The sequence below is a fragment of the Pseudomonas sp. Irchel 3H3 genome, assembly GCF_900187635.1.
GTDB lineage: Bacteria > Pseudomonadota > Gammaproteobacteria > Pseudomonadales > Pseudomonadaceae > Aquipseudomonas.
On record NZ_FYEC01000017.1, the window covers coordinates 24,948 to 50,434 of the forward strand.

Genomic DNA, 25,487 nt, shown 5'->3' on the forward strand with positions numbered 1-25,487 from the left:
CAGCCGCAGCAAGTCGGCTGATCAGGCCTGTAGTTGTAGCGCTACACAGACGAGCCAACAAACGACGATTAGGCGAGATATCATTCCGTTTATTCATGCAACGCGTTGCAACAAGAACAAAGGGACCACCCATGCTGAATAAACGCCACTTGCCATCGATCACTGCCCTGCAGTGCTTTGAAGCGGTCACCCGCCACCTGAGCTTCACCCGCGCCGCCGAAGAGTTGAACCTGACTCAGAGCGCAGTGAGCAAACAGGTGGCGCAACTGGAAGAGCTGTTGCAGCACCTGCTGTTTCGCCGGGTCCGGCGGCGCCTGCAAATGACCCCGGCTGGGGATCTGTACCTGGTTGAAGTCCGAAAAATCCTTACCCAGGTCGAAATGTCGACCCACTACCTGCGCTCCTACGGTGGCGAGACAGAAGTCTTGCGGGTGTCCACCCCGCCTACTTTTGGTGCCCGCTGGCTGGTGCCTCGCCTCAAGGGTTGGCGCCTGCGCCATCCGCAGATTCATCTGGACCTGTGCAGCGAACAGGAAGCCGACGACCTGCTGCAAGGCCGTGCCGACCTGGCGTTCTACTTCGGCCAGGGCTCTCGACCGGGCACTGAGTGCCTGAAACTGTTCGGCGAAGAACTGGTCCCGGTGTGTGCGCCCGGCAGCCTGCCGGACCACCCCTTCACGGACCCGACCCAGCTCACCGACCTGGTGTTGCTGCAAAATGCCTCGCGGCCCCAGGCCTGGCACGACTGGTTCGACTGCCAGGGTTACCAGACCGAACACAGCTACCACGGGCCACGCTTCGAGACGTTCTACATGTGCATCCGCGCCGCGCAAGTCGGCTGTGGCGTGGCCCTGTTGCCGCGTTTCCTGGTGGCAGAAGAACTGGCCGACGGCAAGCTGGTCATTCCCTGGCAGCATGCAATGCCCAGCAGTGACGCCTATTACCTGGCCTACCCGGAACACTCGGCGGAGGTGCCCAAGGTCCGGGATTTTGTGAAGTGGATGCTGGAGCAGATCGATACCCCGGCAGCCAACTGATGAGGGCCGCTCCAACAATGGATAGGCGTCGTCCAAAAAATCACTGGCAATCACCACTGCCGATATGCGCCACTACGCCCACTCAATGAAACTGCGTTAAAGGCTGCGGCCAGCCTGGAGATCCCCGTTATGAGCGAGAGTGTGTTTGCCGATCGCATCGTGCAGAACCTGCTCGACACCGACTTCTACAAGCTGACCATGATGCAGGCGGTGCTGCACAACTACCCTAACGTTGAAGTCGAATGGGAGTTTCGCTGCCGCAACAGCGAAGACCTGCGCCCTTACCTGGCGGAAATCCGTTTTCAGATCGAGCGCCTGGCCGAGTTGAGCCTGAGTGCCGACCAGTTGGGTTTCCTGGAGCGCATCAGCTTCATGAAGCCGGACTTTCTGCGTTTTCTCGGGCTGTTCCGCTTCAATCTGCGCTACATCCACACCGGCATCGAACAGGGCGAATTGTTCATCCGCCTGCGCGGGCCATGGCTGCATGTGATTTTGTTCGAGGTGCCGTTGCTGGCGATTGTCAGCGAGGTGCGCAACCGCTATCGCTACCGCGAAGTGGTGCTCGAGCAAGCCCGCGAGCAGCTGTATCGCAAGTTCGACTGGCTGAGTGCCAACGCCAGCAGCGAGGAGTTGTCCGAGTTGCAGGTCGCGGATTTCGGCACCCGTCGCCGGTTTTCCTACCGGGTCCAGGAAGAAGTGGTCAACGTGCTCAAGCACGACTTCCCGGGGCGCTTCGTCGGCACCAGCAACGTGCACCTGTCCCGGGAAATCGACATGAAACCGCTGGGCACCATGGCCCACGAGTGGATCATGGCCCACCAGCAACTCGGCCCAAGGCTGATCGACAGCCAGAGCGCCGCCCTCGATTGCTGGGTCCGCGAATACCGTGGCCTGCTCGGCATTGCCCTGACCGACTGCATCACCACCGATGCATTCCTCAATGATTTCGACCTGTACTTCGCCAAGCTGTTCGACGGCCTGCGCCACGACTCCGGGGACCCGATCCTGTGGGCGGAAAAAGCCATCGCCCACTATCACAAGCTCGGCATCGAGCCGATGAGCAAGACTCTGGTGTTCTCCGACAGCCTGACGCTGCCCCGCTCACTGGAGATCTTCCGGGCGTTGCGCGGGCGGATCAATGTCAGCTTTGGCATCGGAACCAACCTGACCTGTGACATTCCCGGTGTCGAACCCATGAGCATCGTGCTTAAAATGGCCGCCTGCAACGGCCAGCCCGTCGCCAAGATTTCCGACGAGCCTGGCAAGACCCACTGCAAGGATCCGAATTTCGTCGCCTATTTGCGACATGTGTTTCAAGTACCTGCCGCCCTATCTGGCAATTCAAGCAAGGAGTGAATTCATGCAAGCCGTACAGCGTGAGATTGCTGAACAGCTCAAGGTCCAACCGCCCTTCGCCGACCAGGCTGCCCTGGAAGCGGAAATCGTGCGGCGGATCGCTTTCATCCAGAACTGCCTGGTCAATTCCGGGCTCAAGAGCCTGGTGCTGGGCATCAGTGGTGGCGTCGACTCGCTGACCGCAGGCCTGCTGGCCCAACGCGCCATGCGTGAACTGCGCGAGCGCAGCGGTGATGCGGGCTACAAATTCATCGCCGTGCGCCTGCCGTACGAAACCCAGTTCGATGAACACGAAGCCCAGGCGTCGGTGGACTTCATCGCACCCGATGAGCGCCACACGGTCAACATCGGTCCGGCGGTCAAGGCACTGGCCAGTGAGGTCGCGGCCTTTGAAGGCAAACATGCGGTGTCGGTGGATTTCGTGCTGGGCAATACCAAGGCCCGCATGCGCATGGTTGCCCAATACACCATCGCCGGCGCCGCCCACGGCCTGGTGATTGGCACTGACCACGCCGCCGAAGCGGTGATGGGCTTTTTCACCAAGTTCGGTGACGGCGCCTGTGACCTCGCGCCCCTCAGCGGCCTGGTGAAAAACCAGGTACGGGCCATCGCCCGACACTTCGGCGCGCCTGAGTCACTGGTGGAAAAAGTCCCTACCGCCGACCTCGAAGACCTGTCGCCGGGTAAACCGGACGAAGCCTCCCATGGCGTCACCTACAGCGAGATCGATGCCTTCCTGCACGGTGAGCCGGTGCGTGAAGAAGCATTCCGGATCATTTGCGACACCTATAGAAAGACCCATCACAAGCGGGTGATGCCGTTTGCTCCGTGATTGACCAGGGTCTGTAGCGCGGTCAAACGCCAGGCACAAAAAAAGCGTCCCACCGGGTAATGCTGATCAGTTAAGGAGAAACGACCACCTATGTGGGAGCGAGCTTGCTCGCGATGGACGTGAACGATAACGCGTGAATGGATAAACACGCGGCGCTTTCAAGTTCATCGCGAGCAAGCTCGCTCCCACAATGGTCGGCGTCGCTTAACTGATCGGCATTAGTGCCAGAGGGACGCTTTTTTATCGGCTTAAAAGGCTTACTTCAGGGTAATGGTGCCTTTCATCATCGAGATGTGGCCAGGGAACGAGCAGAAGAAGCCGTATTTTTGCGCAGCGTCGAGTTTCGACACGTCAAAGGTCACGGAGTCTTTCTCGCCAGCACCGATGATCTTGGTGTGGGCGATCACGCGGGTATCGCCTTCCTTGAGGTAGTTCTTGTCGATGCCGGCAGCCAGGCCATCGGTGGCGATCGGCTGCATGTCAGCTTCAGTGCTGATCACCAGGTTGTGGCCCATGACGTTCTTCGGCAGGCTGCCGGAGTGGGTCAGCTCGACGGTGAATGTTTTGCAGCTCTTGTCGATTTCAATGGCCTTGGTGTTGAAGGACATCTGGTCAGTGGAATCAACGGTGACCTTGCATTCGGCAGCCATCAGTTGGCTGCTAGCCAGTGTCAGCAGGGATACCGCAACAAGTTTGGCAAACATGGTGAATCTCCAAGGCAGGGTTAAAAAATCCATATCTTGTAAAGACTGCCTGAAATTTCCGGAAGTTCCTATGACCTGAATCAAGAATTGTATACAACTTTCGAGCTATGACACTCATCGAAACAATCTACCAGCCAGACAGCCCGCGCCAGCCTAAGATCGGTCCATTGTTGCCGCCAATGGAGTGTCCGTCATGTCCCTCAATAGCCTGTTGTGCAGTTTGCTCGCCGCCTACGCCTGTGGTGCCAGTGGCACATTTGATGAGGCCCGCCGCGCGGATTAATCTTGGAGCAACCCGGTGCCAGCCATTACTCTGCGCTCGTCACTGATCACGGAGGAAGGCATGTCTTTAACATCTGTTTGTGTGTTTTGCGGCGCCAGCACCGGTACCGACCCGGCCTATCGAGAGGCCGCGATTGCCCTGGGCCAGGAACTGGCTCGGCGCAAGCTGACGCTGGTGTACGGCGGTGGCGCGGTCGGCTTGATGGGGATTGTTGCCGACGCCGCACTGGCGGCCGGTGGCGAAGTGATCGGAATCATTCCCGAAAGCCTGAAAAACAAGGAAATCGGCCACAACGGCCTGACTCGCCTGGAAGTGGTCGACGGCATGCACGCCCGCAAGGCGCGCATGGCAGAACTGAGCGACGCCTTTATCGCCCTGCCCGGCGGCCTGGGCACCTTCGAGGAACTGTTCGAAGTCTGGACCTGGGGTCAGCTCGGCTACCACGGCAAACCGCTGGGTCTGCTGGAAGTGAATGGTTTCTACAGCAAACTCACTGCATTTCTTGATCATGTCGTCGGTGAAGGCTTCGTTCGCGGCCAGCACCGTGACATGCTGCAAACGAGCGAATCGCCGCAGGATCTGCTGGATGCACTGGATGCCTGGCAGCCGGTGGTCAGCCCCAAATGGGACGGGCAAAAACCCGATTAACCCTTGGTCCCGGTTTAAAGGCAGAATACGCGCCGCTCAACCTCACCTTCGACCCCAGAGGATCGCCCATGGCTAAACCTAATTACTCCTTCGCCAAGCGTCAAAGAGACTTGGCCAAAGAGCAGAAGAAAGAGGAAAAGTTGCAACGCAAGAAAGCGGCTGCCGATGAAGAGGCCGGCGCACTGAACCAGGATGCAGAAGGCGAAGTGACTGCCGAAGACGCTGTAGAAACACCGAAAGAGCAGGCGCCAGACGCCTGAGCCCCACCGGACAGTGTCCCGCCTATCTTCTGTAGGAGCTGGCCAGCCAGCTCCTACGGCGGACCGCGCTAGTCCATCGGCAAGACCGTCACCCGCACTTCCGGGTCATGGCTGCCGCCCCCCAGAATCACCCCACGCAACGGCGACACATCGGAAAAATCCCGGCCCCAGGCCAGGGTGATGTGCTCCAGCGCCGGCTGGACATTGTTGGTCGGATCAAAATCCACCCACCCCACTACCGGACAGAACACCGACACCCAGGCATGGGACGCATCGGCGCCGATCAGCCGCGCCTGCCCGGGAGGTGGTTGCGTCAGCAGATAGCCACTGACGTAACGCGCCGCCAATCCCCTGGAACGCACACACGCCAGCATCAGGTGCGCAAAGTCCTGGCACACCCCCCGCCGCCGCTCCAGCACCTCCACCAGCGGAGTTGCGACCTGCGTGGCCTCGGCGTCGAAGGTGAACTCGCTGAAGATCTTCTGCATCAACGCCTGTACCCCCAGCATCAGCGGCCGCCGCGGCGCAAAACAGCTTTCGGAGAATTCGACGAAGGGGCTCTTCAAGTGCACATACGGCGACTCGAAGCGATAACGACACGCCTGCAGCACCTGGTCGGCGACTGACTGGCCACTGTAGGTCAGCGCACTGCGGGTCGCCTCCCAGGCCGGCGACTGCTGGAAGTCCGGCAATGCCCGGGCCAGCACCTCGACCGTCAGCCGGGCATTAACCTGCAACTCATCGTGGGGTCGCTCGAATGCCAGGCGGGTCAGCGGGTTGCCGAACACGTCCAGCTCATCGCGACGGGTCGTCGGTGATGGGCTGATCAGCAACTGCTGCTCGGTGCAGCGCTGCCAGGTACAGGGCCGCGGCCACAAATGGGCCAACTGCTGGGCCAGGGAAACCGGGCTGTCGTAGCGATAATGGGTGTCGTGGAGAATCTGATAGCGGGCACTTTTCACACGGACACCGTACGTTGGCTGACATCGTCGACATGGGCGAAATGCCGCAAGGCCAGGCGATCGGACACCTGGTTGCTGACATCGGCGACCTCCTGCAGCAAGTCCGCCAGGCCATCGAGGGCGGCGCGCACACTGCTGTCACCGAAAAGCGGGTTTTCCAGGCAGCCAAGGTCAAACCCGGCCAGGCGCTCCACCAACAGTGGCAAGGCCGCCTCGGCAGGCGCAGCGAAGTCGTGGTTCAAGCGCTTCAGGGAGCGGCTCACCAGTTTCAACTGGAACAACACCGCATGGGGGTTCTGTTCATCGAGCAACAACAGGTCCAGTACCGGGATCAACTGCGCCACGGCCAGGTAACGGGAGCGGTAGGTGATGCTGCTGTTACCCAATTCGAGCAACCATTCCAGGCCCGCCTGATCGAACGCCCCGGCGCCACGCAGAAAGCCCGCAAGGCTGCTGCTCAAGAACTGCAAACGCTCGATGCGCCGGCCGATCATCAAGAAGCGCCAGCCTTCGTCGCGGGTCATGTCGTCCAGGGCAAACCCTGACAACGCGGCCAGCGACATCACCAGTCGGTTGAGAAAATCCAGCAACTCGCCAAAATCCGCGGCCTCGGTCGAAAGCGCCATGGCTTCGCGCTGCAACTCCACCAACGCCTGCCAGTTCTCGCGCGACAGCTTGCCGCGCACCTGGGACGCTGCCCACTGCAAGCGCTGCAGGTTGGCGCGCAGGCTGAACGACCAGTCGGCACCGAGCAAGGCGGCGAGCAGGCGCTCGGGCAATTCGCCCTCCTCGGGCAGCAGCATCAGGCTTTCCCCCAGCTCGACAGCCGCTTGCAGGGCCTGCGGATCGTCGCCGTCGACATAACGCGCAAGCATGATGCGCAGCAAACGCGCGCTGTCATCGCAGCGCTCGCAATAACGGCCGAACCAGAACAGGTTTTCCACCACCCGCGACGGCAGGTACGGATCGCGCCGCACCAGGTCGTGCACGCCGAGGGTTCGCTGGGCTTTCCATTGTTCGCCGACGGGGGCTCGCTCGCCCAGCACCCAGGTGTCTTTGCTCGCACCGCCACGCTGCATCGAGACCACTTCGGCATCCGCCTCGGCGGCCACCCGGGTCAGGCCACCGGGCAATACCCGATAGCCGTCGCGACTGGCCACCGCATACACCCGCATGCCGATGGCCCGTGGCTGCAACTGACCGGTTTCGGCCTGCCACACTGGCGCCTGGGACAGCTGGGCCAGTTCTTGCGCCACATAGGCATAGGGTCGCGCACGCATGCGCTGTATCAGATCAACGCGCTGTTTTTCACTCAGGTCGCGGCCAAACACCGGGATAAAACTCTGCGAGGGAAAGGCCGGCTTGATCAGCAGCTCGGGGAGTTTCGCCAGCGCTTGCTCCAGCACCGGTGGTTCGCCGCACCACCAGGTGGCAATGGACGGCAGGAGCAGTTCCTCACCGAACAGGTATTGATTGATCTTCGGTAGAAACCCCAACAGGCCTGGCGATTCCAAAACACCGCTGCCCAGGGCGTTGGCCACCAGCACCCGGCCCTGGCGCACCGCATCGAGCAATCCTGGAACGCCGAGGGCCGAGTCGGTGCGCAGCTCCAACGGGTCGCAGAAGTCATCGTCGAGCCGGCGCATGATCGCGTGAACCCGGCGCAGGCCACTCAGGGTCTTGAGGTAGACGGTGGCATCCCGCACCGTCAGGTCACCGCCTTCGACCAGTGGATAACCCAGTTGGCGGGCCAGGTACAGGTGCTCGAAATAGCTCTCGTTGAATCGCCCCGGGGTCAACAGCACCACCAGCGGCACTTCCTCGGCGCTGGGTGCCTGGCGGGCCAGGGTTTCCTGCAGGGTCCGGAAGAACCCCGCCAGGTGTTGCACTTGCAGGTCGCGATAGAGTTCGGGAAACGCGCGGGACACGATGGTGCGGTTTTCCAGCGCATAACCGGCGCCAGACGGTGCCTGGGTGCGGTCCGCGGTGACCCACCAGCGCCCGTCGGGGGTGCGCGCCAGGTCCACTGCATACAGGTGCAGGAAGGTGCCGGCAGGCGGCTGGATCCCCTGGCACGGCCACAGGAAATTGTTATGGCCAAACACCAGTTCCGCCGGCAGCAGGCCCTCGGCAATCAGGCGCTGCGGGCCATACAGATCCGCCAGCACCGCGTTGAGCAGCCGCGCACGCTGGGCGATACCGGCCGACAGGTGCTGCCACTCCTCAGCGGCGATCACGTGGGGCAACAGGTCCAGCTCCCAGGGGCGGTCGGCGCCCTTGGGGTCGGCGTAGACATTGTAAGTGACGCCGTTTTCCTGGATCTGTCGCGCCAGCAACGCCTGACGCTGTACCAATTGTGCAGGCGAACTGCGCTGCACCTGCTCGAACAGGCGCCGCCAATGCGTGCGCACGGCACCGCTGTCGTCGAGCAGTTCGTGGTAGGTGCCCGCCGTGAGCGGGTAACGGTCTAGCAGGTCAGGCATGGAACGCTCGGCAGGCTCAGGAAAAAATCAGGTTAGCGCATAACTATGGCAGGTCTGTTATTGGCTGGTCTGCGCAAACCGGCGCAAATCCAGGGTCATGGGCAACTCATCATTGATAGTCAGGGTCGGGACCTGAAGGGGTCCCGGGCTGTGGCCGAGCCGGAAAAACCGTGCCATGCGCCGGCTCTCGGCTTCGTTGGCGTTGACCGGCAGGCTGTCGTAATTGCGCCCTCCCGGATGGGCAACGTGGTATTGGCAGCCCCCCAGGGAGCGCTGCATCCAGGTGTCGAGCAGGTCGAACACCAAGGGCGCATGCACCCCGATGGTTGGCTGCAGGCAGTTGGCGGGCTGCCAGGCGCGGAACCGCACGCCGGCGACAAACTCGCCGACCCGACCGGTCGGCTGCAGCGGTACCGCAACCCCATTGCAGGTCAGCACATAGCGCTGCGGAGCCAGCCCCGTGAGCTTGACCTGCAGGCGCTCCAGGGACGAGTCGACATAACGCACCGTACCTCCCGTTGCGCCCTCCTCGCCCAGCACATGCCAGGGCTCCAGCGCCTGGCGCAGCTCCAGCTCGATGCCGCTGACCGCATAATCGCCGACCTTGGGAAAACGGAACTCCAGGTGGGCGGCGAACCATTCGGCGCGCAACGCATACCCGGCGGCGTTGAGATCCACCAGCACATCGGCAAAGTCCTGCTCGATAAAGTGCGGCAGCAGGAACCGGTCATGCAGCTCCGTCCCCCAGCGCGCCAGCTTGGCCGGCGCATAGGGCTCGCGCCAGAAGCGCGCCACCAGGGCCCGCAGCAACAGTTGCTGGACCAGGCTCATACGCGCATGGGGCGGCATCTCGAAGGCCCGCAACTCCAGCAGGCCCAGGCGTCCGGTCGCACCGTCCGGCGAATAGAGTTTGTCGATACAGAACTCGGCGCGGTGGGTGTTGCCGGTGACATCGATCAACAGGTTGCGCAGCAGGCGATCCACCAGCCAGGGGGCACAGGCCTCGCCCGGTGGCGGCATTTGCGCGAAGGCGATTTCCAGCTCGTACAAGGCATCGTTGCGCGCCTCGTCGACCCGCGGCGCCTGGGACGTTGGACCGATGAACAGGCCGGAAAACAGGTAGGACAAGGACGGGTGGTTGTGCCAGTAGCTGATCAGGCTGCGCAGCAGGTCCGGACGCCGCAGAAAGGGTGAGTCAGCCGGAGTCGCGCCACCCAGTACAAAATGGTTACCGCCGCCGGTGCCGGTGTGGCGGCCGTCGATCATGAATTTTTCGCTGGTCAGGCGGGTCTGGCGGGCCTCCTCGTAAAGGAGCTCGGTGCGCTCTACCAGCTCATCCCAAGTGGCGGACGGCTGCACGTTGACCTCGATCACGCCTGGGTCCGGGGTCACCCGGAAATTGCTCAGGCGCGGATCACTGGGCGGTTCATAACCCTCCAGCAACACCGGGCAATGCAGTTCCTGGGCGGTGGCCTCAATGGCGCTGACCAGCTCCAGGTAATCCTCGAGCCGCGCAAGCGGCGGCATGAACAGGTACAAGCGCCCTTCCCGGGCCTCGGCGCAGAACGCGGTGCGGGTCAGCCAGTCGGCCGACTCGTCGAGAGCCGGCACGCGCTCCTCGGCCTCCGCGGGCGTAGCGTGGGCCGCCAACTGCGCGGTGCCCGGCAGTGCTGGGAAGTCCTGGTTGGGGTCCTGCGGGTGAATGAACGGATACTCCGCGGCTTTTACCCAAGGCTGGGAGCCCAGTGGCAATCGATAGCCCAGGGGGGAATCGCCGGGAATCAACCGGCAATGCTCATCGCGCAGGTACCAGCGCCCGCTTTGCCACTGGTCGCCCTGGGCGGTGCGCGCCAGCGGCAAGACCTGGCCAATCACCTTGTCCAGGCCCTGGCTGAAGACCTTGCGCAGCCGCGCACGCTCCAGCGGCTGGTCCAGGCGCGGGTCTTCGGCGCTGACGTTCAGCGGCAAGTTGCCTTCGCGCCACAGGTAATAGAAATGATCTTCGTAAGCCGGGAATACAAAACGCGCAGGCAATTTCAAGCGCTCGGCGACACTCGCCAGAAAGCGCCCAGCCAACGCGCCATCTGCGCCGTAGTCCTGCTGCTCATCGGCGATCAACGCACTGTTGTGCCAGACCGGTACGCCATCACGCCGCCAGTAGCAGTTCAGCGACCAGCGCGGCAGTTGTTCGCCGGGGTACCACTTGCCCTGGCCGAAATGCACCAGGCCTTTGGGCGCGTAATGCTTGCGCAGGCGCTGGAACAGCTCGGCAGATAGCCGACGTTTGTCCGGGCCGAGCGCGGCGGTGTTCCATTCGGCGCCATCCGGGTCGTCGATCGAAACGAAGGTCGGCTCGCCGCCCATGGTCAGCCGCACATCGCCGGCCTGCAGGTCGCCGTCGATCTGCCGGCCCAGGGTCTGGATGGCCTGCCACTGCTCCTCGGTGTAGGGCTTGGTGACCCGGGGCGCTTCCCAGATCCGCTCCACCGACATTTCATGGCTGAACTCACACTCACAAGGTTCAACCAAGCCGCTGATTGGGGCCGCAGAGGACGGATCGGGACTACAGGCCAACGGAATATGTCCTTCACCGGCAAACAGCCCAGAGGTGGCGTCCAGGCCGATCCAGCCCGCACCCGGCAGGTAGACTTCGCACCAGGCGTGCAAGTCGGTGAAATCCACTTCGGTGCCGGACGGCCCGTCGAGGCTCTTCACGTCCGCCGTGAGCTGGATCAGGTAACCCGAGACAAAACGCGCTGCCAGCCCGAGGTTGCGCAGCAGCTGCACCAGCAACCAGGCCGAGTCGCGGCATGAACCGGATGCGTGCTCCAGGGTGTATTCCGGGGTCTGGACCCCGGGCTCCATGCGAATCAGGTAACCGATGTCTTCGCTCAGGCGCTGGTTGAGGGCCACCAGGAAATCCACGGCCGGCAGCGGTGTGCGCTCGATACCCTGCAGATAAGCCTTGAGCCTGGGGGTCAGCGGCAGGGTTTCGAGGTACGGCGCCAGTTCCTTGCGTTCATCCGCGGCGTAGGCGAACGGGATGTGCTCGGCGTAGGGCTCGAGGAAAAAATCGAACGGGTTGAACACCGCCATTTCGGCCAGCAAGTCGACTTCGATGCGCAGTTGCTCAGTCTTTTCCGGGAACACCAAGCGCGCCAGGTAGTTGCCCTGGGGGTCTTGCTGCCAGTTGATGAAGTGCTGCTCGGGCAACACTTTCAGCGAATAAGAGAGGATCCGCGTGCGGCTATGGGCCGCCGGGCGCAGGCGCACGATCTGCGGGCCGAGTTCGACGGCGCGGTCGTAGCGGTAGTGCGTGACGTGGTGCAATGCGACATGAATCGACACGGCGTGCCTCCTGCGAGCCTAAAGCGTACCGGGCACCGCGCAAGACTTATGCCATACAGCAGCGCTGGCGCTTTCTCCGGTTGCTTGAGGCAGTACAGCACCAAAATCGGGCGCTGCAGGAAAATGGTTTGGCGCAGGTGCACGTAAATGTGGCGATCCGTCAGAAATTGGTTGGCAGTTCCGGCCTCTTCGCGGGCAAGCCCGCTCCCACAAGGATCGCTGCGAATGCAATAAAGCAGACAACCTCCAACACTGTGGGAGCGGGCTTGCCCGCGATGAGGCCAGCAGCTCCAGTACATTTCCCAAGCCTGAAATGCAGAACGCCAACCCGAAGGTTGGCGTTCTGTTCAGCGGGGGCGCGGCTTAGCGCGGCACAACCGGCTTGCGCGCAGGTTTCGGGCCCTTGCCTTTGGCCGCATCCTTACGCTCCTTGGCCGCCTGCTGGTTACGGGCGAACGCCGCAGCCTTGGCCTGTTCACGCTTGTCCCACGGATTGCCACCATCACTGGCACGCGGCGGCAGGCCGGTATGCTGGGTGAGGATCTTGGTGGTCTTTTCCGTCGCCGCCACTTTATGGCTGCCAGCCGGCGTCGAGTTCTTGCGACGGGCACTCTGGTAGCTGTCGCTAGCCGGCTGGTGCAGCGGAATCAACTGGTTCTTGCCCGGCCCGATCAGGTCGGCGCGGCCCATGCGGGTCAGCGCTTCACGCAGCATTGGCCAGCCTTTCGGGTCGTGGTAACGCAAGAACGCCTTGTGCAGGCGACGCTGCTCCTCGCTCTTGACGATGGTCACGCCGTCGCTCTTGTAGGTGACCTTGCGCAGCGGGTTCTTGCCCGAGTGGTACATGGCGGTGGCCGTGGCCATCGGCGACGGGTAGAACGCCTGTACCTGGTCGGCGCGGAATCCGTTGCCCTTGAGCCACAGGGCCAGGTTCATCATGTCTTCGTCGGTGGTGCCCGGGTGGGCCGCGATGAAGTACGGAATCAGGTACTGCTCCTTGCCCGCTTCCTTGGTGTACTTCTCGAACATGCGCTTGAACTTGTCATAGCTGCCGATGCCCGGTTTCATCATCTGGTTGAGCGGACCTTCCTCGGTGTGTTCCGGGGCGATCTTCAGGTAACCACCGACGTGGTGGGTCACCAGTTCCTTGACGTACTCAGGCGACTCGACCGCCAGGTCGTAACGCAGGCCCGAGGCGATCAGGATCTTCTTCACACCCGGCAAGGCGCGTGCGCTGCGATACAGCTGGATCAGCGACGAGTGGTCGGTATTGAGGTTCGGGCAGATGCCCGGGAACACGCAGGATGGCTTGCGGCACGCGGATTCGATTTCCGGGCTCTTGCAGGCGATGCGGTACATGTTCGCGGTCGGCCCGCCAAGGTCGGAAATGACCCCGGTGAAACCCGGCACTTTGTCGCGGATCTCTTCGATTTCGCGAATGATCGACTCTTCGGAACGGTTCTGGATGATCCGGCCTTCGTGCTCGGTAATCGAGCAGAAGGTGCAGCCACCGAAGCAGCCACGCATGATGTTGACCGAGAAGCGGATCATGTCGTAAGCCGGGATCTTCTCCTTGCCGTACGCCGGGTGCGGGACACGGGCGTAGGGCATGCCGAACACGTAGTCCATTTCTTCGGTGGTCATCGGAATCGGCGGCGGGTTGAACCAGACGTCGACTTCGCCATGCTTCTGCACCAGCGCACGGGCGTTGCCCGGGTTGGTTTCCAGGTGCAATACCCGGTTGGCGTGGGCGTAGAGCACCGCGTCACCACGGACTTTTTCCACCGATGGCAGGCGAATCACGGTCTTGTCGCGGGTCATGCGCGGGCTGGCCAGGATCTGCACGACTTTAGCTTCGCTCGGATCCTCGACTGGCCCTTTTTCCTGCTCGATGGCGCAGGCTTGGGTGTCCTGGGTGTTGACATACGGGTTGATGATCTTGTCGACCTTGCCCGGACGGTCGATGCGCGTGGAATCGACTTCGTACCAGCCTGCAGGCGTGTCACGACGAATGAACGCAGTACCGCGCACGTCGGTGATGTCTTCGATCTTGTGTCCGTAGGACAGGCGCTGGGCGACTTCGACAATGGCCCGCTCGGCGTTGCCGTACAGCAGGATGTCGGCGCAGGCGTCGATCAGGATCGAGTTGCGCACCCGGTCCTGCCAGTAATCGTAGTGGGCGATGCGGCGCAGGGAAGCTTCGATGCCACCGAGCACGATCGGCACATTCTTGTAGGCTTCCTTGCAGCGCTGGCTGTACACCAGGCTTGCGCGATCCGGACGTTTGCCGGCCATGCCACCTGGGGTGTAGGCGTCGTCGGAACGGATCTTCTTGTCGGCGGTGTAGCGGTTGATCATCGAGTCCATGTTGCCGGCCGCGACACCGAAGAACAGGTTCGGCTCGCCGAGCTTCATGAAATCGTCTTTGGACTGCCAGTTCGGCTGGGCAATGATCCCGACGCGAAAGCCCTGGGACTCCAGCAGCCGGCCGATGATGGCCATGCCGAACGATGGGTGGTCGACGTACGCATCACCGGTAACGATGATGATGTCGCAGGAATCCCAGCCAAGCTGATCCATCTCCTCCCTGCTCATCGGCAGGAATGGCGCAGGACCGAAACATTCGGCCCAGTACTTGGGATAGTCAAATAACGGCTTGGCTGTTTGCATGACGGTGACCGGTGTTGAGATGAAAAATCGCGGGCGCGGAATATAGCACAAATTTTGACCAATTCCGACGGTTATGGTCGGAAATTACGGCGACCCAATCGCGGGCAAGCCCGCTCCCACAGGGATCACACTAACCCTGTGGGAGCGGGCTTGCCCGCGATGAGGCCCTTTCAGGCACTACACAACTTACTCGTCGTCGAAATTGTAGCTGCCCGGCGCGAGGTTTTCGAAGCGCGTGTACTTGCCGATGAACGCCAGTCGTGAGGTGCCGATCGGGCCGTTACGCTGCTTGCCGATGATGATTTCGGCGATGCCCTTGTGCTCGGTTTCCGGGTGATACACCTCGTCCCGGTAAACGAACATGATCACGTCGGCATCCTGCTCGATCGCTCCGGATTCCCGCAAGTCGGAGTTGATTGGCCGTTTGTTCGGTCGTTGCTCCAGGGAGCGGTTGAGCTGGGACAACGCCACTACCGGGCAGTTGAATTCCTTGGCCAGGGCCTTCAAGGAACGGGAAATCTCGGAAATCTCGTTGGTCCGGTTGTCGCCACCCGACCCCGGGATCTGCATCAGCTGCAGGTAGTCGATCATGATCAGCGCGACGTCACCGTGCTCACGCACCAGTCGGCGGGTCCGCGCGCGCATTTCCGAAGGGCTGATACCGGCCGTATCGTCGATGAACAGCTTGCGGTCGTTGAGCAGGTTGACCGCCGAGGTCAGGCGCGGCCAATCGTCGTCGTCCAGGCGACCGGCCCGGACCTTGGTCTGGTCGATACGGCCCAGGGACGACAACATACGCATGATCAGCGATTCGCCTGGCATCTCGAGGGAGTAGACCAGTACGCACTTGTCGCTGCGCAACACGGCGTTTTCCACCAGGTTCATCGCAAAGGTGGTTTTACCCATGGACGGACGGCCAGCGACGATGATCAAGTCAGCCGGTTGCAGGCCGCTGGTTTTCTCGTCGAGGTCGGTGTAGCCGGTGGACAGGCCGGTGATGGCGTTGTCAGTGTTGAACAGGGTGTCGATGCGATCGATGGCCTTGGTCAGCAGGTCATTCACGCTCACCGGGCCGCCGGTTTTAGGCCGGGCCTCGGCGATCTGGAAGATCTGCCGTTCGGCTTCGTCGAGAATCTCTTCAGCCGTACGCCCTTCGGGATTGAAGGCGCTGTCGGCAATTTCGGTGGCGATGCCGATCAACTGCCGCAATGTTGCCCGGGCACGAACGATCTGGGCGTAGGCCTTGATGTTAGCGACCGACGGGGTATTTTTCGCCAGCTCACCCAGATAACCGAGACCTCCCACCTGGGAGGTCTGGCCTTCCTTGTCGAGCTGTTCGGCAAGAGTCACCACGTCGATCGGTGAGTTCTGGTCCGCCAGCTTGGCAATCGCACGGAAAATCAGGCGGTGGTCATGACGATAGAAATCACCGTCCGAGACCTGATCGAGCACGCGTTCCCAGGCGTTGTTGTCCAGCATCAGACCACCGAGTACAGCCTGTTCGGCCTCGATGGAATGGGGCGGCACTTTCAACGCGGCGGTTTGCAGATCGTATTGCTCAGGAGCGGAGATATCGTTCATGGCCACTTGGAATTAGGGGATCGTAGAAAAACAAAAGGCACGACCTGTAAACAGGATCGTGCCCGATGTTAACTGGCTGACACGCGAGGTGCCAGTCAGTTAGGTGCTGCTTAAGCTGCTACCACGACAACGCGTACGGTGGCTTCAACTTCAGCGTGCAGGTGCACGGCTACGTCGAATTCACCTACGTTGCGGATGGTGCCGTTCGGCAGACGAACTTCGCTTTTTGCAACTTCAACGCCAGAGGCGGTCAGTGCATCAGCGATGTCGTGAGTACCGATCGAACCGAACAGCTTGCCTTCGTCACCGGCGGTGGCAGTGATAGTCACTTCCAGCTCAGCCAGTTGGGCAGCGCGGCTTTCAGCCGAAGCTTTTTTGTCTGCAGCCAGTTTTTCCAGCTCAGCACGACGCTCTTCGAACGCAGCCAGGTTGGCAGCGGTCGCAGCGGTAGCTTTGCCGTAAGGCAGCAGGTAGTTACGGCCGTAACCAGCCTTAACGTTCACTTTGTCGCCCAGGTTGCCCAGGTTGGCGACTTTTTCCAGAAGGATCAGTTGCATGTGAAAATCCTCTTAACTTTTAACCTTCACCGTTCGCGTTATCGACGTCTTTCGGCGTCAAACGACCGCGAAAATCAATCAGGCTGTCGACAATGGCCAGGACCACCAGCAACGGATAGATCAGCTGCATAAACAGCAACAGCGTTACGTACAACCCCACCAGCCAAAACTTGGCCAGTCGCTTTTCAGCCACCAGCCCATGAATCAAGGCCAGCCCGGCGAACACCAGCGGTACGCTGCACAACGGCGTCAACATGGCCATCTGGGTACCGAAATTCGGCCCCAGAAGCATGCACGCCAGCAGCAACATCGCCGGCCCCAGCGGGATTCGGATGGCGCGAAACTCGCGACCAAAACCACCGGGGTTGTACAACAACGCCTGCCAGTAGCGCCCGACAATCAGGCTCAGCACACTGACGATTTGCAACAAGGCCGCTATCAGGCCAGTCAGGACCGGTGCAATCAGGGCGGCGAGACGCGCTCGCTCCTCTACCGACAATTGCTGGTAGAGGTCACCGAGGGCCAGCGGCAGGATCTTGACCAGTTCCTGTGCCAGCATCTCGATGTGGGGACGGTAAACCGCACCCAGCACCACCGAAAACACCACTCCCATCGCTACGCTGACCAGCAGCGTGCGGTTCCAGGACTCACTTGCGCGTAAAACCAACGCAAGGCCCGAAGATCCCAGCAGCACCATGAGTGCCCGTGGATCATCGGAATACAGCCACCAAATCAAGGCTGGCAGCATCCCCAGAGCAAGGACGCCCAAGGCGTCCTTCAATCCGCGCCGCAGCAGCACCAGGCTCCCTGCGGCAGCACCCAACCAATACAACAACGGCAATGCCGCGCATCCGGCCACTACGAGAGTGGCCTGCATACGGCCGCGCATGATGAACTCAGCTATGGCACGCATGCATTCAATCCCTTACTACGTGTCGACTGCCCGGTCTCAGCGGCCGTGGCTGTCGGTGTAGGCCAGCAGGGCCAGGAAGCGGGCGCGCTTGATAGCGGTGGCCAGCTGACGCTGATAACGTGCTTTGGTACCGGTGATGCGGCTTGGAACGATTTTGCCGGTCTCGGATACGTAGGCTTTCAGAGTGTTGAGATCTTTGTAATCGATCTCTTTCACGTCTTCAGCGGTGAAGCGGCAGAATTTACGACGACGGAAGAAACGTGCCATTTGATAGGCTCCTTAAAAGGTCCGTGGATTACTCGTCAGCGTTATCGCTGTTGTCGCTGTCATCACTATCAGCGCTTTCGGCGCCTTCGTGCTCAGGACGGTCGCGACGCTCACGGCGCTCACTGCGGTTTTCTTCAGCCTTGAGCATCTCGGATTGGCCGGTAACGGCTTCTTCGCGACGGATGACCAGGTTACGGATCACTGCATCGTTGTAGCGGAAGTTGTCTTCCAGCTCGGCCAGGGCCTTGCCAGTGCACTCAACGTTCAGCATCACGTAGTGAGCCTTGTGAACATTGTTGATTGCGTAGGCCAGTTGACGACGGCCCCAATCTTCCAGACGGTGGATTTTGCCGCCGTCTTCTTCGATCAGCTTGGTGTAACGCTCAACCATGCCGCCGACTTGCTCGCTTTGATCCGGGTGGACCAAAAAGATGATTTCGTAATGACGCATGAATGCTCCTTACGGGTTGTAGCCTGCCGCTCAAAAGCGGTCAGACAAGGAGTGAATGACACTTATGGACTTGCTTGCGATAGACACATGCGTGCCTGCCGTCACAGCAAGGGGCGCAATTGTAGAGAAGGGACAGGAGAGGTGCAAGGTTATTGGTGAATATTTGAACAGTTCGTTCGCATGCGCATTTGCGCGACACCACAAACCCCTGTAGGAGCGAGCTTGCTCGCGATGAGGGCGCAATATTCAACATTGATGCCGAATGTTGCACCGCTATCGCGAGCAAGCTCGCTCCTACAGGGAACACAACCGGGTCAGGACTTTTTGCCGGTCCCTGCAGCTTTTACGCTGCGCTGACGCTGGGCTTCGAACAGGCAGACACCTGTGGCCACGGACACGTTGAGGCTGCTGACGCTGCCGGTCATCGGCAAGTGCACCAGGTAGTCGCACAGGTCACGGGTCAGGCGACGCATGCCGCTGCCTTCGGCGCCCATGATCAGGATCGTCGGGCCGGTCATGTCCTGCTGATACAGGCTCTGCTCGGCTTCGCCCGCCGTTCCGACCACCCACAAGCCACGCTGCTTGAGTTTTTCCAGGGTGCGCGCCAGGTTGGTCACGGCCACCAACGGAATCACTTCCGCGGCGCCACAGGCTACTTTTCGTACAGTCGGGGTCAGGGTCGCTGACTTGTCCTTCGGCACGATCACCGCCAGCGCACCGGCCGCATCGGCCGAACGCAGGCAGGCACCGAGGTTGTGCGGGTCGGTCACACCGTCGAGCACCAGCAACAGCGGTGCGCCTTCGGTACGGTCCAACAGCTCGTCGAGCATGGCCTCACCCCAGACCTGGCTCGGACTGACATCCGCAACCACGCCCTGGTGCACGCCCTCGACCCAGGCATCCAGCTCACGACGCTCGGCCTGGCCGACCGCAACGCGGTTTTCGCTGGCCAGCTCGATCAGCGTCTGCACCCGCGGATCGCTGCGGCCTTCGGCCAGCCAGATCTGCTTGACGCGTTTCGGGTGGTGACGCAGCAATGCTTCTACCGCATGCACGCCGTAGATTTTTTCCAACTGACTCATGACTTGGCCTTAGGTTTACGTGCCCCGCCGCTTTTGGCTGGAGCCGAGCCCGCTTTTGGCGGACCCTTACGGTGTTTACTCGGTTTGGCTGGCTTGCCGCCGGTGGCCTTTTCAGGCGCCGACCGTCCGGTCTTTCCCCCAGACGCCGCTTTACCACCGCTTTTCGCTTCGGCCAGCAACGCCTGTTTCATTTCCCGACTCTTGCGCACTTCGGCGTTTTTCGCCGCGGCATCGCTTGGGCGGTAGGCTTCGGCAGCCTTTTCCTTGGCAGGACCACGACGACCGGTTTTCGCCGGCGCCGGTTCTGCGGCGGTCTTGGCAACCGGAGCGGCGGTTTCGCTGCCGCGCTTCTTGCGGCCGATCGGTGCGCTGATGGTTTTTTCCGCCATCTCGAAGTCGATCTTGCGCTCGTCCAGGTCAACCCGCATCACGCGCACTTCGACGGTGTCGCCGAGGCGGAAGCTGCGGCCGGTACGCTCACCGGCCAGGCGGTGGTGCACAGGGTCGAAGTGGTAGTAGTCGCCCGGCAACGCGGTGACATGGACCAGGCCTTCGACATAGATATCGGTCAGCTCGACGAACAGGCCAAAACCGGTCACGGCGGTGATCACACCCGGGAACGACTCGCCCACGCGATCTTTCATGAACTCGCACTTGAGCCAGTTCACCACGTCGCGAGTGGCTTCGTCGGCGCGGCGCTCGCTCATCGAGCACTGCTCGCCGAGTTGCTCCAGCGTCGCTTCGTCGTACGGATAGATACGCGCCTTCGGAATACTCATCGCGCCAGCACGCTTGACGTGCGGGGTGTTCATCTTCGAATGGATGACACTGCGAATCGCCCGGTGCGTGAGCAGGTCCGGGTAGCGGCGGATCGGCGAGGTGAAGTGGGTATAGGCTTCGTAATTCAGGCCGAAGTGGCCCTGATTGTCCGCGCTGTACACCGCCTGGCTCAACGAACGCAGCATGACCGTCTGGATCAGGTGGAAATCCGGGCGATCCTTGATACCGGCCAGCAAGGCCTGGTAGTCCTTCGGCGATGGACCATCCTTGCCTTTGTGCAGGGACAGGCCGAGCTCGCCGAGGAAGGCGCGCAGTTTTTCCAGGCGTTCCGGTGGCGGGCCATCGTGAACACGGTACAACGCAGGAATCTCGTGCTTCTTGAGGAACTCGGCGGTGGCCACGTTGGCCGCCAGCATGCATTCCTCGATCAGCTTGTGCGCGTCGTTACGCACAGTCGGGCGAATTTCCGCGATCTTGCGCTCGGAACCGAAGATGATCCGGGTTTCCTGGGTTTCGAAATCGATCGCACCGCGCACGTGACGAGCGGCCAGCAACACTTTGTACAGCGAGTAGAGCTGCTTGAGGTGTGGCAGGACGTCGTTGTACTCGCCGCGCAGTTGACGCGCCTCGGAGAGTTTCGGCGTTTCCAGCATCGCGCTGACCTTGTTGTAGGTCAGGCGGGCGTGGGAGTGGATCACCGCTTCGTAGAAGCAGTAGTCGGTCATTTCGCCGGACTTGGAGATGGTCATCTCGCAAACCATGGCCAGGCGATCGACGTGCGGATTCAGCGAGCACAGGCCGTTGGACAGCTGCTCAGGCAGCATCGGGATCACGCGCTCGGGGAAGTACACCGAGTTGCCGCGAACCTGGGACTCGTTATCCAGGGCCGAGCCGATCTTCACGTAGCTGGAAACGTCGGCAATCGCCACGTACAACTTCCAGCCGCCGGAGAACAGGCGCAGCTTGCCTGGCTTGGACTCGCAGTAGACGGCGTCATCGAAGTCGCGGGCATCTTCGCCGTCGATGGTGACGAACGGCAGATGGCGCAGGTCGATGCGCTTCTCTTTGTCCTTCTCTTCGACTTCCGGCTTGAGCTTGGCCGCTTCCTTGAGGACCGCTTCCGGCCAGACGTGAGGAATGTCGTAGGTGCGCAGGGCGACATCGATTTCCATGCCCGGCGCCATGTAGTTACCCACTACCTCGACCACGTCGCCTTGCGGCTGGAAGCGTGGGGTTGGCCAGTGGGTAATCTTTACTTCAACGAATTGACCGACCTTCGCGTTGGCGTTGCGGCCCGGGGTCACCAGCACTTCCTGCTGGATCTTCGGGTTGTCAGCGACGACAAAGCCGATGCCGCCTTCTTCGAAGTAGCGGCCGACGATGGTTTCGTGAGCACGCGACACCACTTCGACGATCATGCCTTCGCGACGCCCGCGACGATCCAGGCCAGACACGCGCGCCAGGGCACGGTCGCCGTCGAACACCAGGCGCATTTGCGCCGGGCTCATGAACAGGTCGTCACTGCCGTCGTCCGGCACCAGGAAGCCGAAGCCGTCACGGTGACCGCTGATGCGGCCAAGGATCAGGTCGAGCTTGTCCACCGGTGCGTAAGTACCACGACGGGTGTAGATCAGTTGAGCGTCGCGCTCCATGGCGCGCAGGCGGCGGCGCAGGGCTTCGACCTGGTCTTCTGTGGTCAGACCAAACTCTTCGACCAGTTGCTCGCGGTTAGCAGGCGAACCTCGATCAGCAAGGTGCTGAAGGATCAGTTCGCGGCTAGGAATAGGGTTTTCATATTTTTCCGCTTCACGAGCGGCCTCGGGATCGAGGGACTGCCAATCGGCCATTAGAGAGTTTTCACCTTGTCTATATGCGGGTTAGTTTGGCATAGGCGTAATGAAACGGGAAATTTCAGGCTACTGAAGGCCCCAAATGCCCTTTCCTGCCGCCGGAATGCGACCGCCCGGCAGCATTCGTAAAATTTCCCCTGTTTTTTTGATATCAGGGGTTTACAGTTAAAACGACGCTCCGTATAGTGCGCGCCATCGACGACGTACAGCGTTGCCGATACTGCCCAGATGGTGAAATTGGTAGACACGCCAGCTTCAGGTGCTGGTGACCGCAAGGTCGTGGAAGTTCGAGTCTTCTTCTGGGCACCAATTACGAGCTTGAGATTAGTTCAATTTCAAGGCTCACACAAAAACCCGCGAAAGCGGGTTTTTGCATTTTAGCGGTTTGATTTAATTTTATTAAATCAGGGGTTTACAGATCAAATAGCGCTCCGTATAGTGCGCCACATCAACAGCGGCAACGTTGTCGATACTGCCCAGATGGTGAAATTGGTAGACACGCCAGCTTCAGGTGCTGGTGACCGCAAGGTCGTGGAAGTTCGAGTCTTCTTCTGGGCACCAATTCAAATTCAAGGTCGATGATCTTGAATCTCACAAAAACCCGCGAAAGCGGGTTTTTGCGTTTCCGGCCTCCGAAAAACACCCCACCCTCTTCTGTAGGAGCGAGCTTGCTCGCGATGCACTCGAGACCAGCACTTGTTCTCAGACAGAACGCGCCATCGTTCACGCCCATCGCGAGCAAGCTCGCTCCTACAGGAATCAGCGTCCGCACTTGAGAAATAATATCGTTTATCATTGTTTCAAGTTTTTGCAATGCGACAGTGAGGAACCCTGCGAATGATGTTTCGAAATACCCTGCGCCGCGGCCTGACCTTCACGCTGCTAGGGCTGGCCCTGGCCTGCCCACTCACCCAGGCGGCCGATCCGGTTTCCCTGACGCTTTATAACGGCCAGCACAAGGAAGTCGGCGATGCCGTCGCCAAAGCCTTCGAAGCCAAGACTGGGATTCACGTCAACGTACGCAAAGGCAGCAGCAACCAGCTTGCCAGCCAGGTCGTGGAGGAAGGCGAGCGCTCACCCGCCGACGTGATCTACACCGAAGAGTCGCCGCCACTGAACAAGCTGGGCGAACAAGGCCTGCTGGCCAAGACCGACGATGCCACTCTGGCAGTGCTGCCCAAGGATTACGTGGCCAGCAATGGCACCTGGATCGGCGTCACCGCCCGGGTCCGCGTGGTGGCCTACAACCCGAAACTGATCGACGAAAAAGACCTGCCAAAATCGGTGATGGAGTTCTCCGATCCGAAATGGCAAGGCAAGGTCGGGTTCGTACCCACCAGTGGCGCGTTCCAGGAACAGGCCGTGGCGATCATCAAAGTGCACGGCATGGATGCGGCCGAAGAATGGCTGACCGGCCTGCGGGCGTTCGGCAAGACCTACAGCAACAACATGGTCGCCCTCAAGGCCGTGGAAAACGGTGAAGTAGCCACGGTGCTGGTGAACAACTACTACTGGTTCGCCCTGCAACGGGAAAAAGGCCAGCTCGACTCGAAGCTGTATTACTTCAGCGACGGCGACGTCGGCGGCCTGATCACCGTTTCCAGCGCCGCCGTGCTCAAGTCCAGCAAGCACCCGCAAGAAGCCCAGCAACTACTCGCCTATATGGCCAGCGAAGAGGGCCAGCGTGTGATTACCCAGACCACCGCCGAGTATCCGCTGCATAAAGGCATGGAGTCGGATCGCGGACTCAAGCCGTTCAACGAACTGCAAGCGCCGAAAGTCACCCCGGCCGACCTGGGCAATGCCGAGGAAGCCCTGGAACTGGAACGTGAAGTTGGCTTGAACTGATGAGCGCCTCCCTGCCCGCCTCCGCCTCGCGCGCAGCCTATGTACCGCGGCGCAAGCGGCCTTCGATCTGGTTGCTGCTACCGGTGCTGCTACTGGTCTGCCTGAGCCTGCTGCCACTGCTGTATGTCGGCCTCAAAGCCTGGCAGGCCGGCTGGGCGCAGGCGGTGCATCTGCTATGGCGACCCTATGTGTTCGGCCTGCTGCGCAACACCCTGCTGCTGATGATCGGCGTCACGCTGGCCTGCGCCTTGGTCGGCCTGTCGCTGGCCTGGCTGCTGGAGCGCAGCAACCTGCGGGGGCGGCGCGTATGGGGGGTGATTCTGTGCTTGCCGTTTGCCGTCCCGGCCTTCGTCAGCAGTTTTACCTGGGTCTCCCTGAGCTCCAGCTTCGAAGGCCTGGGCGGGGCGATCCTGGTGATGAGCCTGTCCAAGTACCCGCTGATTTTCCTCCCGGTGGCGGCGACCCTGCGCAATCTCGACCCCGCCCTGGAGGAGTCGGCCCGCACCCTGGGCCTGAACCGCTGGGGCGTGTTCTTCAAGATCACCCTGCCTCTGCTCTGGCCCTCGCTGCTGGCTGGCTCGCTGCTGATTGCCCTGCACATGCTGGTGGAATTCGGCGCCCTGTCGATCATCGGCCTGCAAACTTTCACCACGGCGATCTATCAACAGTTTGAACTGGAGTTCAGCAACGCCAATGCGGCAATGCTCTCCGCCGTCCTGCTGGCGCTGTGCCTGGTGCTGTTGTGGCTGGAGCTGCGGGTGCGCGGCAAGGGCCGCCATGTGCGGATTGGCCAGGGTGCCGCGCGGCATGCCGAGCAGGTTCGCCTGGGCGCCCTGGCACCGCTAGGCCAGCTTTACTGCCTGTTGCTGGCGATTGTCGGCAGCGGGATTCCCCTGGGCATGCTCGGGTACTGGCTCGCGGTAGGCTCATCGGCAGCTTTCCCGATGGCGGCAATCGGCGAAGCGCTGCTGTCATCGCTGGCCTTGTCCCTGGGCGGCGCAGCGCTGTGCCTGGTGCTGGCGGTGCCCGTGGGCTTGCTGGTGGTGCGCTACAAGGGCCGCCTGGCGCTCTGGGCTGAACGCCTGCCGTATTTACTGCACGCGCTGCCTGGCCTGGTGATCGCCCTGACGCTGGTCTACTTCGCCTTGCACTATGTGCCGGCGCTGTACCAGACCTCGGGGTTGCTGCTGATCGCCTACGCCTTGCTATTCCTGCCGCTGGCCCAGGCACCGATTCGCACGGCCCTGAACAAGGCCGCTCCGCAACTCGAAGAAGCCGCCCGCACCCTCGGCGCGTCCTCGTTCAGCGCCTTTGTGCGAGTGACGCTGCCGATCATCTTTCCGGCGCTGGGCGCAGCCTTTGCCCTGGTGTTCCTCGATGCGATGAAAGAGCTGACGGCGACCCTGCTGCTCAGCCCGACCGGGCTCAACACCCTGGCCACCGAGGTCTGGGCTCACACTGCGAATGTCGAGTTTGCGGCAGCAGCACCCTATGCGGCGCTGCTGATTCTGGTGTCGGGGCTGCCGGTCTATTTGCTTACGACGCGGATGTATCTGAGCCGCTGAGATCGCCATC

At 61.3% G+C, this 25,487-nt stretch carries 19 protein-coding genes and 2 tRNA genes; 9 read left to right on the forward strand and 12 right to left on the reverse strand.

Going from position 1 to position 25,487, the window contains the following annotated elements; translation table 11 throughout:
- Positions 1 to 131 precede the first annotated feature (131 nt).
- From CKW24_RS18195 to nadE, 3 genes are all read left to right on the forward strand, one after another.
- Positions 132 to 1,037: a LysR family transcriptional regulator gene (locus CKW24_RS18195; RefSeq protein ID WP_095169552.1), complete on the forward strand. Its 906-nt coding sequence runs from the start codon at positions 132 to 134 to the stop codon at positions 1,035 to 1,037.
- A gap of 129 nt (positions 1,038 to 1,166) precedes the next feature.
- The gene (gene pncB, locus CKW24_RS18200) at positions 1,167 to 2,393 is read left to right on the forward strand and encodes a nicotinate phosphoribosyltransferase (protein ID WP_095169553.1); all 1,227 of its coding nucleotides are present in this window, start codon (positions 1,167 to 1,169) and stop codon (positions 2,391 to 2,393) included.
- Positions 2,394 to 2,397: 4 nt separating this feature from the next.
- Positions 2,398 to 3,225, forward strand: coding sequence for an ammonia-dependent NAD(+) synthetase (gene nadE / locus CKW24_RS18205; RefSeq protein WP_095169554.1), 828 nt, complete (start codon positions 2,398 to 2,400; stop codon positions 3,223 to 3,225).
- A gap of 257 nt (positions 3,226 to 3,482) precedes the next feature.
- Here the strand turns inward: nadE and azu are convergent, their stop codons facing one another.
- Positions 3,483 to 3,929 (reverse strand): azurin, encoded by a 447-nt coding sequence (gene azu / locus CKW24_RS18210; protein WP_095169555.1) that lies wholly within the window; start codon positions 3,927 to 3,929, stop codon positions 3,483 to 3,485.
- A gap of 343 nt (positions 3,930 to 4,272) precedes the next feature.
- On the opposite strand from azu, the gene CKW24_RS18215 reads away from it, so the two are divergent.
- Together CKW24_RS18215 and CKW24_RS18220 are read left to right on the forward strand one after the other, a co-directional pair.
- A complete protein-coding gene (locus CKW24_RS18215; RefSeq protein ID WP_095169556.1) occupies positions 4,273 to 4,860 on the forward strand; it encodes a TIGR00730 family Rossman fold protein in 588 nt (195 codons plus the stop codon).
- A gap of 68 nt (positions 4,861 to 4,928) precedes the next feature.
- Positions 4,929 to 5,120: a hypothetical protein gene (locus tag CKW24_RS18220; protein WP_095169557.1), complete on the forward strand. Its 192-nt coding sequence runs from the start codon at positions 4,929 to 4,931 to the stop codon at positions 5,118 to 5,120.
- A 68-nt stretch (positions 5,121 to 5,188) separates the two neighbouring features.
- On the opposite strand, the gene CKW24_RS18225 is transcribed toward CKW24_RS18220, so the two are convergent.
- The 11 genes from CKW24_RS18225 to rnr all read right to left on the reverse strand — a co-directional run bounded on the left by CKW24_RS18225 (position 5,189) and on the right by rnr (position 22,061).
- The gene (locus CKW24_RS18225) at positions 5,189 to 6,082 is read right to left on the reverse strand and encodes a transglutaminase family protein (RefSeq protein ID WP_095169558.1); all 894 of its coding nucleotides are present in this window, start codon (positions 6,080 to 6,082) and stop codon (positions 5,189 to 5,191) included.
- Positions 6,079 to 8,565, reverse strand: coding sequence for a circularly permuted type 2 ATP-grasp protein (locus CKW24_RS18230; protein WP_095169559.1), 2,487 nt, complete (start codon positions 8,563 to 8,565; stop codon positions 6,079 to 6,081). Before CKW24_RS18230 ends, CKW24_RS18225 begins: the two co-directional genes overlap by 4 nt.
- A 57-nt stretch (positions 8,566 to 8,622) precedes the next feature.
- A complete protein-coding gene (locus CKW24_RS18235; RefSeq protein ID WP_095169560.1) occupies positions 8,623 to 11,913 on the reverse strand; it encodes a DUF2126 domain-containing protein in 3,291 nt (1,096 codons plus the stop codon).
- A gap of 363 nt (positions 11,914 to 12,276) precedes the next feature.
- Positions 12,277 to 14,583, reverse strand: a complete 2,307-nt coding sequence (locus CKW24_RS18240; RefSeq protein WP_095169561.1) for a YgiQ family radical SAM protein — start codon at positions 14,581 to 14,583, stop codon at positions 12,277 to 12,279.
- 186 nt (positions 14,584 to 14,769) lie between these two features.
- Positions 14,770 to 16,164, reverse strand: coding sequence for a replicative DNA helicase (gene dnaB / locus CKW24_RS18245; protein WP_017336265.1), 1,395 nt, complete (start codon positions 16,162 to 16,164; stop codon positions 14,770 to 14,772).
- A 110-nt stretch (positions 16,165 to 16,274) separates the two neighbouring features.
- Complete coding sequence (gene rplI, locus CKW24_RS18250; RefSeq protein WP_095169562.1) at positions 16,275 to 16,721, reverse strand: 50S ribosomal protein L9; 447 nt, start codon at positions 16,719 to 16,721, stop codon at positions 16,275 to 16,277.
- 19 nt (positions 16,722 to 16,740) lie between these two features.
- Positions 16,741 to 17,634 (reverse strand): hypothetical protein, encoded by an 894-nt coding sequence (locus CKW24_RS18255; protein ID WP_095169563.1) that lies wholly within the window; start codon positions 17,632 to 17,634, stop codon positions 16,741 to 16,743.
- A 36-nt stretch (positions 17,635 to 17,670) separates the two neighbouring features.
- Positions 17,671 to 17,901 carry a 30S ribosomal protein S18 gene (gene rpsR, locus CKW24_RS18260; protein ID WP_002551829.1) on the reverse strand — a complete coding sequence of 77 codons (231 nt, stop codon included), beginning with the start codon at positions 17,899 to 17,901 and terminating at the stop codon, positions 17,671 to 17,673.
- Positions 17,902 to 17,929: 28 nt separating this feature from the next.
- Positions 17,930 to 18,352 carry a 30S ribosomal protein S6 gene (gene rpsF, locus CKW24_RS18265; protein ID WP_003217491.1) on the reverse strand — a complete coding sequence of 141 codons (423 nt, stop codon included), beginning with the start codon at positions 18,350 to 18,352 and terminating at the stop codon, positions 17,930 to 17,932.
- A gap of 314 nt (positions 18,353 to 18,666) precedes the next feature.
- Entirely contained in the window at positions 18,667 to 19,434 is a 768-nt protein-coding gene (gene rlmB, locus CKW24_RS18270) for a 23S rRNA (guanosine(2251)-2'-O)-methyltransferase RlmB (protein ID WP_095169564.1), read from the reverse strand.
- A complete protein-coding gene (rnr, locus tag CKW24_RS18275) occupies positions 19,431 to 22,061 on the reverse strand; it encodes a ribonuclease R (protein ID WP_095169565.1) in 2,631 nt (876 codons plus the stop codon). The genes rlmB and rnr overlap by 4 nt, the downstream gene beginning before the upstream one ends.
- Before the next feature lie 225 nt (positions 22,062 to 22,286).
- Between rnr and CKW24_RS18280 the strand changes: the two genes are divergently transcribed.
- The 4 genes from CKW24_RS18280 (at position 22,287) to CKW24_RS18295 (ending at position 25,477) form a co-directional block, all read left to right on the forward strand.
- Positions 22,287 to 22,373, forward strand: a tRNA-Leu gene (locus CKW24_RS18280).
- Between the two features lie 165 nt (positions 22,374 to 22,538).
- Positions 22,539 to 22,625 (forward strand) — tRNA-Leu (locus tag CKW24_RS18285).
- A gap of 276 nt (positions 22,626 to 22,901) precedes the next feature.
- Positions 22,902 to 23,912 carry an extracellular solute-binding protein gene (locus tag CKW24_RS18290; protein ID WP_095169566.1) on the forward strand — a complete coding sequence of 337 codons (1,011 nt, stop codon included), beginning with the start codon at positions 22,902 to 22,904 and terminating at the stop codon, positions 23,910 to 23,912.
- Positions 23,912 to 25,477 carry an iron ABC transporter permease gene (locus CKW24_RS18295; protein WP_095169567.1) on the forward strand — a complete coding sequence of 522 codons (1,566 nt, stop codon included), beginning with the start codon at positions 23,912 to 23,914 and terminating at the stop codon, positions 25,475 to 25,477. Before CKW24_RS18290 ends, CKW24_RS18295 begins: the two co-directional genes overlap by 1 nt.
- The last annotated feature ends 10 nt before the right edge of the window (positions 25,478 to 25,487 follow it).